Origin of the sequence: Aggregatibacter segnis (genome assembly GCF_003130075.1) — a bacterium.
In the GTDB taxonomy this organism is placed as follows: domain Bacteria; phylum Pseudomonadota; class Gammaproteobacteria; order Enterobacterales; family Pasteurellaceae; genus Aggregatibacter; species Aggregatibacter segnis_A.
In genome coordinates, this window is sequence record NZ_NRCW01000004.1 from 160154 (window position 1) to 173159 (window position 13006).

A 13006-nucleotide genomic window follows, 5' to 3' on the forward strand; every position below is an offset into this window, starting at 1 on the left:
ATGGAACTTCAATTTGAAACTTTGGATTACCAAACGCGCGCCATTCAAGCCGCGGTGGATTTGTTTATCGGGCAACCAAATCAACAAATGGAATTCGGTTTGAAAGCGCAGAATGATATGCGTTTTGTGGCGAATTTGCCGTTACAAATTAATGATGAACAGCTACAACAAAACTTGGCGAAGCAACAAAACAAGTTCAATTTTTACCGCACTTTAATTGGGGAGCAGGGGAAAAATTTTACCGTAGAAATGGAAACCGGCACGGGGAAAACCTATGTGTATTTACGTACGATTTTTGAATTGAATCGTCAATACGGCTGGCAGAAATTTGTGATTGTGGTGCCGAGCGTGCCTATTCGTGAGGGCGTATTGCACACCTTGGAAACAACGCGTAGCCACTTTGCTACCCTGTTTGATAACCCGAGCGTAAATCCGAAATATGAATATAAGAGCAATCAACTTTCCCGCTTAAAAGCCTTTGCTACTGGCAATCATATTGAAATTTTGGTGATGAATATTGATGCCTTTGCCAAAGAAAGCAATGTGATTAATACACAAAATGAAAGTGGCGATGCGCCCATTCGTTATATTCAACACGTCAATCCTATTGTGATTATTGATGAACCGCAGAATATGGAAACGGATATTCGCCGTCATGCTATCGCAAGTCTCAATCCTTTATTCACTCTACGCTATTCAGCGACCCATAAAAACGCCTATAACCCGATTTTTCGCCTCAATCCCGTGCAGGCGTACGAATTAGGCTTAGTGAAGCAAATCGAAGTGGATAGCGTGTTGGCGGATAATGATGTGAATGGCGCTTATGTGGCGTTAAAAGAAATTAATGCCGGCGCGAAAAGTTGGTCGGCAAAAGTGGAAGTCTTGGTGAATGATAAGTCGATGAAGAAGAAAGTCGTCACCGTTAAGCCTAATCAGGACTTATTTGATCTTTCCAAACAAAATGAAGTTTATCGCAGTGGTTATATTTTGGAAGGAATGAATGTTGAGGAACAACAGATTGAGTTTTCCGGCGGATTAAAAGTGACGAAAGGCGTTGATAATTCTCTCTTGAAAGATGACATTCAAAAAATGCAAATTCGTCGCACAATAGAAGAACATTTACGCAAGGAAAAAATCTTAAATCCATTAGGCATTAAAGTATTGTCGCTATTTTTTATTGATAAAGTGGATAATTACCGCAACGACGGTAAATTTTATCAATGGTTTGAGGAAATTTATCGTGAATTAACTGATGAAGATCCAACGAGTGTGCATGAAGGTTATTTTTCCAAAGATAAAAAAGGCGTTTTGAAAGATACCAACGGCACAACACAGGCGGATAACGACACGTATCATTTAATTATGCGGGATAAAGAAACCTTGCTGTCGTTGGATAAGCCGTTACGTTTTATTTTCTCTCACTCGGCTTTGCGTGAGGGGTGGGATAATCCGAATGTGTTCCAAATTTGTACGTTAAACGATACCCATTCGGAAATTAAAAAACGACAAGAAATCGGACGTGGATTGCGCTTGCCGGTGAATCAGCTTGGCCTAAGAAGCCATGAGCGAGATAAAAATATCCTGACAGTGATTGCCAATGAAAGCTATGAGGAATTTGCGACCAAATTACAACGGGAAATTGAAGAAGATTGCGGTGTGTCCTTTGATAAAGGACAAATTAAAAATAAGCTGGATCGAAAATATGTGCGTTATCGCAAAGATTTTAGCCAACACCCGGAATTTGCCGCGATTTGGGAACGTATTAAGCACCAAACGACTTATCGGGTCAATTTTTCACAGGATGATCTGATCGAAAGTGCGGTCGAAAATTTGGTCAAAATGCCACGTATTGATGAGGTGAAAATTCGGCATGAAAAGGTCGCCTTTGCGATTAATGAAAAAGGCGTGACGACAGAATATCGTTCTTCCAATCAGGTAACCTCAAAAACTCACTGGGATATTCCTGATGTGTTGGGGGAATTACAGAAGAAAACCGGGCTAACCCGTCAAACCATTTGCCATATTTTGCAAAAATCAAAACGATTGGCTGAGATTTATCATAATCCACAACGTTTTATTGATTTGGTTGCAGAAAAAATTAATGAAGCGTTAAGTCAAATTATGGCGGATGGTGTGGAATATCACCGCATTGCAGAACGCACCTATGAAATGACGTTATTTAAGGATTTTGAGTTTTATCTTAATCAATACAGTTTTTCTGTGAGTAATCAATCAAAAACCATTTATGAGGGCTATATTTCCCTAGATTCCAACACGGAAAATACGTTTGCCCGCCATTGTGAAAGCAGTGAAGATGTCGAGTTTTATTTTAAGTTACCGAAAAATTTTAAAATTCCAACGCCATTGGGGAATTATAATCCCGACTGGGCGGTGGTATTTAAAGGGCAGAATAAAGTTTACTTTGTGGCGGAAACCAAAAATACCGGTAAGGGTATCCAGCGTGGTGTGGATGAAAGCAAGTTGGATCCTTCAGAACAAATGAAAATTGCTTATGCCAGAAAGAATTTTGAACATCTCCATAGAGATTACGATGATTTGGAATATCGCGTGGTAGAAAAAGTAGAGGAACTTGCTGTTTAAACACATTGATTATTCCTAAAATCTATCTCAAAAACAGACCGCACTTTGTTTTTTTAAGTCAAAGTGCGGTTTGTTTTTGGTGTGTTTGTTAAATATAAAAACACCGCCGTAAAGGCGGTGCTTGAGTGAATTATTGAATTTTTTGAATTTGATGTACTTCAATGCTTGTTGGTTCACCAAAATCTTTATCAACGGAACCTTGAATGCGAACGCGATCGTTTGGCGTGACATTGACGCCTTTCCACGCGTGATCATCAACATCCACTTTGATTTCACCCGTGCTATCACGGAAAATAAATTCATCGTCATCGATTTGACGAACAAAGTTACCTTCTAAAGTAACTGGTGCGTGATCAGCCATTTTTTGTGCCGCTTGCACGGTGGTTAGATTGTTACTTGCGTTAGTGTCTTGAAAACCGGCAAATGCGGTAGAAGACATGGCTAACAATGCTGCTAAGGTTACGATTTTTTTCATAAAGACTCCTAAATAATATCAGATGGAATAGTCACGCCACATCGCTGTTTGTATTGGATGTGGCGCATTATAAGTGGCGTTTCTTAAGAAATTCTTAAAATATTCAATATTTTTATTCAATATTTAAAATAAAAAACACTTGGCAAAATGACCGCACTTTAATGGCTTGGTGGCAATGCACCCTGATTCCATTTCTGGCTATCTTGCGGACGTTTTATTTGCAATAAGAAACGTTGATTCGCTTTCGCTGGTTCCTGAACGACTGTGCCGGATGGCGTAGAGAAAGAAATTCCTCCTTTGAGCAATTGCTGTACGCTGCCGGTGTTAAATTGTGCCCCAGACAAGCTCAGGTTGAAATCGTAGCCCGAAGCAATCCAGAATTCAGAGTTTTTGCGGACTAAATGTTGGTATTTTGACGCAATGACAATATGAATTAATACGCGATCGCCGAGGGAGTTTAGCTCTAAATTTTTAATTGTACCTACTTCTACACCACGATACATGATCGGCGAACCGGTAGTAATGTTTAACGCATCTGTCGTTTCTAAGACAAGCGGCAAGCCATTGGTGTATTTGATGTTATTGTTGATGGATTGGGTTAAGGCAAATTGGGTTTTCGTTTTGCCAGAACCAATCTCCACATCAATATACGGTTGTAATAGGCTGTCGATATTTTCAATACCACCAGCGGAAATTTGCGGTGAAATCACTTTGAAACGGGAGCCTTCTTTGGCAATTAATGCCATATAATTCGGATGAATCAACGCTTTGCTGATGATTTTATTATTTTTTTGATCTAATTGAACGCTGTCAATTTCGCCGATCGTTAAACCCAAATAACGTAGCGCCATGCCTTTACTTAAATTCGTCGCATCTTCTGCCGTGAGGATAATTTGTTGTCCGGCAGATTTTGCTCGAAGTTCATTCGGATAAAGGGTGCGATTATGTTTGTTACCACTGTTATCAAAACTGATTGCGCCTTTTAGTGAACGGGTAATCGGTGTTGCTTGAATGCTGATACCTTTCGGCGTAATGTCAATTTGCGCCGCACTTTCCACCCAGAACAGGCTTTTATCAGTTAATAAGTGTTGATATTTCGGATAAATAAATACATCAACTGCAAAGTTTTGCTGTTGTGGACGGATATCTAAAATTTTGCCCACTTCATATTGGCGATAAAGTACCAATGAGCCTTTGTTAATACTTGGTAAATTGGACGTCGTCAGGGTAATTGTCGGATTAGGGCGATTATCAGTAATACCGGCCTCTGCACTGGCTAAATCGCGATAAAGTACATAATTTTCTTTTGCTTTACTTTGTTCTTTGCCTGCAATGACTCGAATTCCGCCTTGTAACCATCGTTCTGGCGTGGCAGCTTCAAAGCGTAAGCCATCAACGCCAATACTCACATCAAAATTGGATGCTGCAACAAATAACGTATCACTGCGGATCAAATGGCGATAATCAGCGGCAACGGCAACTTTAAATTGCACCCCATCGGAAGCGACATGTTGCGCGACCACTTCACCAATTTGAATATTGTTATAGATTAGCGGTTGTCCTTCGCTAATGCCGTAAGTTTCCGGCGCGGTTAAGTTGAGTACTAAAGTATTCGGTTGTTTGAGCAATAACTCGCTTTCTTTAATTACGTTAAAGGCGGTTTGAGTATCGCCATTTCCCGGCAGAACTTCAAAATATTGACCGCGTAAAAGTTTCTGAATATCGGTTAAATCGCCTAAGCCACTTTTTTTCGCTCGCAATACAATGTGGGTATTAGTTTTAAATAAATTGGTTAGGTTCGGATCAATGAGCAAGGTACCACTTAACATTTCATCGTTATTTTCCACCGCACTTAATTTGGATAGCACACCAATTTCCGTATTTTGGTAATACACTTGCGTTTTGCCTGCCTCTAAGCCGGCGACATTCGGAATATTCACGCTGATATTAATGCCGCGTTTTGCCGCTTGTAAATTGGAATAAAGCGTATAGGTTTCATTCATTTCCGCAATCGGGCTGTCGTGTGGTGAATCAAAAGAGGCAGCGCCTTGCACCACCGCATTCAGACTATCAACGTTCACATTTAAACCGGAAACACCGATGTTGGCATTAATGCCGCTGATGTTCCAAAAGTGGCTGTCTTTTTTCACAAATTTTGCATAAGGTTTGTCGATGACAATATCAATTTCGACTTTTTTACCGTCTTCGGTGAAATGGTAGTCATAAACTTTCCCCACGGGCATTTTTTTGTAATAAATTGAGGCACCAATGGAGATAGAACCCAGATCATCAGCAACTAAATGGATCAATAAATCACCCGGGTTTAATTGTGCAATCGGACCTTCTGTTTCCGCAATGAATTGATTTTGGGCATCGCCATCACCCGGTTGTAACGTGATGTAGTTACCTGACACCAAAGCATCTAGCCCTGAAATCCCTGCCAAAGAAGCACTTGGTTTGACTAACCAGAATTTGGTGTTTTCACGCAGCACGCTTCTTGCTTCTGGGTAAATATTAGCCACCACATCGACTTTTTGTAGGTCATCGGTGAAATTCACTTTTTTTACAACACCGATCTGTAAACCTTGATAGCGGATTTGAGTTTTATCTGCGACTAAACCTTCACCATTTGCAAAAGTAATACGAACGCTAATGCCTTGTTCCTGAATTATTTGGAAGAACAAGATAGCGCCAATACAAAGCGCAATGAAAGGAAGAAGCCAAAAAGGCGAAATACGTCTATTTTGAGTGACGTTGGCATCGACTTCAGTGTGTGTTGTGTGTTTTGTGTTGTCTGTCATAAATTTCCCAAATTAAGCGGCTATCAAATTGTTCCGCCGCAATCATTGTTAAGAAAACTGCAGCACCAAAATACAGCGCAGCAGTGCCTACAGAAAAATCAATAATTTGCCCTCTGGTGACTAAGGACATCATGAGTGCTAAAACGAATAAATCCAACATCGACCAGCGACCGACAAAATGGACAACATGTAATAAACGCATTTGCCAGCGGATGGAGTGTTTCAGCTTAAAATGTACACAAATCAGTAAATATAAAATAATCAATACCTTACTGACGGGCACGAAAATACTGGCAGTGAAAACGACAAAGGCAATGAAATAGCTTCCCATGTCAATAAAACTTAGCACGCCGGACATTAGCGTATCGGCACTTGGTGCTCCATTGACATAGATTACCGAGATGGGCAGCAGGTTCGCCGGAAAGAGCATGATAATACCGGCTAACAATAACGCCCAAGTCCGTTGTAATTTTATGGCAGAAGGAATATCAATTTGCGAATAACAACGCGGGCAAATTTCTTTACCTTTGCTATCCCTCAAGGGATTGAGGAAACTGTATTGGCAAGAATGACAGTAGCGCAAATCCTCTGCTTTGGTGATATCGTTGACCGCCTTACTTTGTGGGTAAAAATCATTCCACACTTCTGCCGGGTTAATTTTGATAAATAATAACGTGGTTAAAAGTGCGGTAAAAATAAAGGCGATTAAATAAATATCCAATTCTAACGTGGCGTATTCTTTTACTTTGAACATCGTCACACCCAGCGCCACTAAATACACATCAAACATGACCCACGGTTTAATGTAGCCTAAGGAGATTAAAAGGTTGCGAGGTTTGGCTTTGACCATTTGCGCTAAGCGCAACAAAATGACTAAAAGTGCAAAGGCAATGGGCATAAAAACAGCACAAATAAAAATTAAAAATGCCGTATAAGAGAAGCCTTGTGTTGCCATTTTCCATACACCTTGCCACACCGAAGCATTAATTTTCTCACCGAGCAGGTGAATGCTCAACAACGGGTAAGTCAACGCAAAGGGCATGAGTATCAAAATTGAAAGGGCTATAATGGAACAGCGTTTAAGGCTCCAGCGGTTGGTTGAGTACAACACATTATGACAGCGCGGACAGGCAGCACGTTGACCTTTTTGTAAGGGCAGAATTTTGATTACGGCATTACAATCGCCGCAGCGGGCAATGCGGGAGTAATTTGCCTTGGTCAAATCGGTTTCTAACTTGCCTGTCATGAATCGTTATTCCTCATCAAAGAAACGCGTATTTTATACTGGTTCTTTTCTTTTGGCACGGATTTGCTGAATATGGCATAAAAAAGTGCGGTCGTTTTTGCCGGCGTTTATGATTTCTCCACTCTAAATCTGATTATTCATTGTCATTTTTAGCCAAAGTGGCTAAAATGTGGCAAGTTTTTTCTATTCAAAATCTACATAGGATGTCTACAGGATTTCGTCATGACAGAAGTACAAAAATTAACTAATAATAAAGAAATAATTGCTTATTTAGCGGAAAAATTTCCGCTCTGTTTTTCTCTTGAGGGAGAAGCAAAACCGTTAAAAATCGGTTTGTTCCAAGATTTAAGTGAAGCATTAAAAGATGATGAACGCGTAAGTAAAACACAATTACGTCATGCTTTGCGTCAATATACGTCTAACTGGCGCTATTTACATGGTTGTAAAGTAGGTGCCGTGCGTGTGGATTTACAAGGCAATCCGGCTGGTGAATTAGAACAGGAACATGCGGATCATGCTGCTCAACAATTAGCTGAAGCTAAAGCATTGGTTGCACAAAAACGCGCAGCGGAAAAAGCAGCCAAGGCAGTAACTGAGAAAAAACGCCCGGCGCGTCGTGCTCCAAAACAGGGTGAAAAAACGGTACGTAAACCTAAATTAGTGCTGACCAGCGTAAACATGGCAGAGTTACAAGAAGGTCAGAAGGTGAAGGTCAAAGTGGGCGACAGAGCGCAAAATGCCAAAGTGTTGGAATTCTCCAACGAGGCCGCCCGCGTAGAGTTAGATAACGGTTTAGTCGTAAACGTCACAGCGGATCGTTTATTTGCTTAAACCAACTTTTAATGAAGTTATCTGTGCAGATAACTTCATTTTGTTTTTGCCGTATATATTAGGAAAGTTTGAATGAAATTGACTAAAACGAAAAATTATTTGACCGCACTTGTATTAGGAACGTTGTTTCTTAATGCGGGTGTTGTTGATGCGGTGCAACCTAAGTTAAAGCCTTCAGATATTGTTGCACTGCAACCTTCTGAAGCGAATATGTTTGCCACGAAGCGCGCAACAACACGTTTGACGCAGTCTCATTATCGTAAATTTCAATTAGATGACGAATTCTCTGAGAAGATTTTTGACCGTTATCTCAAAGGGTTAGACTTTAACCGTAATACTTTTTTACAGTCGGATATTGATGATTTACGCGCAAAATATGGCAAAAAAATTGATGATGAATTGAATGCAGGCAACTTGGATATTGCGTTTAATATCTATGATTTAATGATGAAACGTCGTTATGAGCGTTATCGTTACGCATTGTCTTTGTTGGATAAAGAACCCGCTTTAAATGATGATACGCAAATTGAAATTGATCGTGAAAAAGCCGCATGGCCTAAAACGGAAGCGGAAGCCGATAAATTGTGGGAAGCGCGTGTCAAAAATGACATCATCAATTTGAAATTAAAAGACAAAAAATGGCCTGAAATTAAAGAGAAATTAGTTAAACGCTATAACTTGGCCATTCGTCGATTGACTCAAACCAAAGCGGATGATGTGGTACAAACCTACTTAAACGCATTTGCCCGTGAAATCGATCCACATACCAGTTATTTAGCGCCTCGTACGGCAAAAAGCTTCAATGAAAGTATGAATCTTTCTTTGGAAGGTATTGGCGCTACGTTACAGTCTGAAGACGATGAAACCAGTATTAAATCGTTAGTGCCTGGCGCGCCGGCAGAACGCAGCAAAAAACTTAAAGCTGGCGATAAAATTATTGGTGTAGGCCAAGAAAAAGGTGAAATTGAAGATGTAGTCGGTTGGCGCTTAGAGGACATTGTTGACAAGATCAAAGGTAAAAAAGGGTCTAAAGTTCGTTTGGAAGTTGAATCGGCTAAAGGTGGCAAGTCTCGTATTGTTACCTTGGTACGTGACAAAATTCGTATTGAAGACCAAGCAGCAAAATTAACGATTGAGAAAATGGATGGTGTTGATGTTGCTGTGATTAAGATTCCTAGTTTTTACTTGGGATTAACAGAAGATGTCAAAAAATTACTTAACGACATAAAAGCGAAAAAAGCGTCTGCATTAATCGTTGATCTTCGTGAAAATGGCGGCGGTGCTTTAACAGAAGCCGTTGGTTTAACCGGTTTATTTATTAGCGATGGCCCGGTTGTTCAGGTTCGCGATGCTTATCAACGTATTCGTGTACATGAAGATCCGGATAATGCGCAACAATATACCGGTCCGTTATTGGTTATGATCAATCGTTTTAGTGCATCAGCCTCTGAAATTTTTGCTGCGGCAATCCAAGATTACAATCGTGGTATCGTTATTGGGCAAAATTCTTATGGAAAAGGTACCGTTCAACAAAGCCGTTCCTTGAATTTTGTTTACGACTTGGATCAAACGCCACTGGGTTTATTGCAATATACGATTCAAAAATTCTATCGTATCAATGGCGGTAGCACACAGCTGAAAGGTGTTGCACCAGATATTCAATTCCCAGATGTCATTGATAGTAAAGAATACGGTGAAGAAAAAGAAGATAATGCGTTGCCATGGGATAAAATTCCGTCAGTGAATTATTCTGAGGTGAGCGAAGCACGCGAACCGGTCTCCGAATTGGTACAAAAACATAATGACCGCATGGCGAAAAATCCGGAATTTATTGCACTTAACGAAGATTTAAAAGTGCGTAATGAACGTCGTGAACGTAAGTTCTTGTCGTTAAATTATCAAAAACGCAAAGCGGAAAATGATAAAGATGACGAGAAACGTTTGAAAGACATTAATGAGCGTTTCAAACGTGAAGGTAAAAAGCCATTGAAAGATATTGATGATTTGCCGAAAGATTATGAAGCGCCGGATTTCTTCTTGAAAGAGGCAGCTGCAATTGCGGCAGATATGGTTAAATTTGAGCAGAAAAAGGCTGAAATAAAACAGGCTGATAAGTCTGCAAATCAATAAATCTCTTGTTTTTGGATCGCACTTTTCTAAGTGCGGTCGTTTTTAAGAAAGTTTATAAAAATTAAGGTAAGTTGATGAATACTCGAACGTTTAAAGTAGTTACTCTCGCGATGATAAGCGTGCTTTATGTGGGGAATGCCGCTGCAGAAGAATTACAGCAAAGTGATTTAACTCTCGCCACACAGCAGTTGGAGCTAGAAAATAAGGTCGAGGAAGCGCGTTTAGCGGCAGAGAAAAAGGCCGAAGAAGAACGCTTGGCGCTTGAAGCTGAAAAACGCTTTTCTGAGCGTTTTGGTGATATTTCTCTTCAATTTAAACCTTTAATTGCCAAAATTTATGTTGAGAATCATTTTTCTCCAATTTGGACAGATAATCAGGCCAAGCAGCAATTTTTACACGATTATGCCTTAGCGATTGCGGGGGGAATTTCAAAACGCTCAGCAAATGCTTTAAATGCGATCTATGAGTCGACTGGAAAAGATGAGTTAATTGAAGATGTTCTGTTAACCGATGCATTTTTAGATTATTTGTTTTATGCCACCAATGTAGCGAAATCTGCACAAAAATGGTTATATGCAGGCAATAGCTATAAAGCCGGTCAGTTAAGCTATGAGCAAGTGTCTGCATGGTTAAGTGCGGTCAAAAATAATGATAGTTTCTCTTTTGTGAAAAATCTTTCCGGTGAAAATGCGCTCTTTAAGCAAACATCAGAGCGAGTTGCTCATGTGATTGAAGCGGGTGTTGATAAGCATAATATGGTTGAATTGCATCGTTTGGCGATTAATGCTCAACGTTTACGCATTTTACCAGCATTCCAAGATGGTATTTTCGTGAATATTCCAAGTTACGAACTCAATTATTATCGCGATGGACAAGTGGTTTTAAGTTCCCGTGTGATTGTTGGACAATCAAGCCGTAAAACGCCGGTGATGTCTAGTCGTTTGAGTAATGTGGTAGTGAACCCGCCTTGGAATGCGCCAACCCGTTTGATTAACGAAGATATTATTCCAAAAGTACGTAAAGATCCGAGTTATATTTATCGCCATGGCTATACGATTATTGATGGCAGTGGTAATACCATCGATCCTTACACTATAGATTGGGAAAATATGTCAGCGAAAAGATTTCCATATCGTTTACGCCAAGCACCAAGTGATAACAGTGCATTAGGGAACTATAAATTCAATATGCCGAGTTCTGAGGCAATTTATTTGCACGATACACCGAAACGTAATTTATTCGGCAATAAAAATCGTGCCTTAAGTTCTGGTTGTGTCCGTGTGGAAAAATCAGATCAGTTGGCCACTATTCTATTGCAAGAAGCGGGTTGGACGGACGAAAGAAAACAAAATGTGTTGAAAAGTAGGAGAACAACTTCTGTTGGTATTACATCCGACAATCCGGTCTTTTTGTATTATGTCACTGCATGGGTGGATAAAGACCAAGTTCATACTTTGCCGGATATTTACGGTTATGACAAAACGCCTGATTTAAGTTATATTAATTGGGATATTTTAAAACACTATATTCAACTTTAATCCGTGGGATTTAGTTTGGTAACTTTAATCAAGTAAACGGATTGCGATCATATTTAGGAAATACATAATGAGTCATATTAACCATGGTCGACGTAAATGGTTATCGTTAGGGGGAATTGTATTAGGCGCTTCGCTTTTGCCGAATACGGTTTTAGCGGCTGTTTCAACGCCCAAACCCCGCCTACTAAGTTTTCGTAACATTAATACCGGCGAGAAACTGAGCGCAGAATTTGCGCTTGGACGTGGTTTCACTAATGCCACTTTGCGATTATTAGACCACCTTCTGCGTGATAAGCGTACCAATCAGGTTCATCGAATGGACCCAAATCTTTTTACCAAATTCTATCAGGTGCAACAAAATCTCGGTTTACGCAACACGGAAATTCAAATTATTTGTGGCTATCGTTCTGCTGCCAGCAATGCGGCAATGCATCGTCGTAGCCGAGGAGTCGCAAGTAATAGCTACCATATTCGTGGACAAGCCATTGATTTTCGCATTGATGGTGTTCCGTTAGCGAAAGTACGCGATGCGGTTGATGCGCTACAAAATGGTGGTGTCGGTTTTTATCCGCGCAGTAATTTTGTGCACATGGATACCGGTCCGGTGCGTACTTGGCGCGGTAGTTAGTAAAAAACATCTGAAATTTAGACCGCACTTTTGTGCGGTTTTTTTACCGAAAAATATGACGAGTATCGTATGAACATTGAAATTATCCCCGTAACGGCATTTCAACAAAATTGTTCTTTAATTTGGGACGATGAAAAAAAAGCGGCAATTATTGATCCGGGTGGCGAAGCGGAAAAACTAATTAAACGGATTGAAGAACTTGGGCTGAATTTACAAGTGATTTTATTAACTCACGGTCATTTAGACCATGTGGGGGCGGCAGAAAAATTAAAACAGCATTTTAATGTCCAAATTTGGGGTTCTAATTCGCAAGATGATTATTGGTTTAAAAACTTGCCACAACAGTCAGAAAAATTTGGCATGCTGTTTGAGGTGTCTGCTTTTGAACCGGATCGTTGGTTAGATCAGGATGGTGAAACGCTCAATATCGGTGATTTCACGTTTGAGGTTTTACACTTGCCGGGACATACGCCAGGGCATATCGGTTTTATAGAACATCAAAAACGTATTGCTTTTACCGGTGATGTGTTGTTCAAAAATGGCATTGGACGAACAGATTTCCCTGGGGGCAACTATGAGGCAATTTTGGCGTCTATTCGTAATAAATTATACCCTTTGGGGGATGATATGATTGTGGTACCTGGGCATGGGCCTTATACCACTATTGGTGAAGAAAAACGAACCAACCCTTATGTCAAAGCGAGCGAATAAATTGCCTATTTAATTTTTTAGAAAGTGCGGTGAGAAATGAAAATA

At 40.2% G+C, this 13006-nt stretch carries 9 protein-coding genes; 6 read left to right on the plus strand and 3 right to left on the minus strand.

The window, feature by feature from the left end:
- Positions 1–2601, plus strand: coding sequence for a restriction endonuclease (locus tag DK415_RS06100; RefSeq protein ID WP_109432878.1), 2601 nt, complete (start codon positions 1–3; stop codon positions 2599–2601).
- A 130-nt stretch (positions 2602–2731) separates the two neighbouring features.
- Here the strand turns inward: DK415_RS06100 and DK415_RS06105 are convergent, their stop codons facing one another.
- The 3 genes from DK415_RS06105 to DK415_RS06115 form a co-directional block, all read right to left on the minus strand.
- Positions 2732–3076, minus strand: a complete 345-nt coding sequence (locus DK415_RS06105) for a YgiW/YdeI family stress tolerance OB fold protein (protein ID WP_109432879.1) — start codon at positions 3074–3076, stop codon at positions 2732–2734.
- A gap of 158 nt (positions 3077–3234) precedes the next feature.
- Complete coding sequence (locus DK415_RS06110) at positions 3235–5877, minus strand: PqiB family protein (RefSeq protein ID WP_109432880.1); 2643 nt, start codon at positions 5875–5877, stop codon at positions 3235–3237.
- The gene (locus DK415_RS06115; RefSeq protein WP_109432881.1) at positions 5843–7123 is read right to left on the minus strand and encodes a paraquat-inducible protein A; all 1281 of its coding nucleotides are present in this window, start codon (positions 7121–7123) and stop codon (positions 5843–5845) included. The genes DK415_RS06110 and DK415_RS06115 overlap by 35 nt, the downstream gene beginning before the upstream one ends.
- Positions 7124–7345: 222 nt before the next feature.
- Here DK415_RS06115 and proQ point away from each other — a divergent pair, with 222 nt between their 5' ends.
- The 5 genes from proQ (at position 7346) to DK415_RS06140 (ending at position 12961) form a co-directional block, all read left to right on the plus strand.
- Entirely contained in the window at positions 7346–7954 is a 609-nt protein-coding gene (gene proQ, locus DK415_RS06120) for an RNA chaperone ProQ (RefSeq protein WP_109432882.1), read from the plus strand.
- Positions 7955–8026: 72 nt separating this feature from the next.
- On the plus strand, positions 8027–10084 hold the full coding sequence (gene prc / locus DK415_RS06125; protein WP_109432883.1) for a carboxy terminal-processing peptidase: 2058 nt from the start codon (positions 8027–8029) through the stop codon (positions 10082–10084).
- A gap of 74 nt (positions 10085–10158) precedes the next feature.
- Positions 10159–11622: a L,D-transpeptidase family protein gene (locus DK415_RS06130; protein WP_109432884.1), complete on the plus strand. Its 1464-nt coding sequence runs from the start codon at positions 10159–10161 to the stop codon at positions 11620–11622.
- 67 nt (positions 11623–11689) lie between these two features.
- Entirely contained in the window at positions 11690–12250 is a 561-nt protein-coding gene (gene mepK / locus DK415_RS06135) for a peptidoglycan L,D-endopeptidase MepK (protein ID WP_109432885.1), read from the plus strand.
- Positions 12251–12319: 69 nt separating this feature from the next.
- Positions 12320–12961, plus strand: coding sequence for an MBL fold metallo-hydrolase (locus DK415_RS06140; RefSeq protein ID WP_109432886.1), 642 nt, complete (start codon positions 12320–12322; stop codon positions 12959–12961).
- Positions 12962–13006 lie beyond the last annotated feature (45 nt).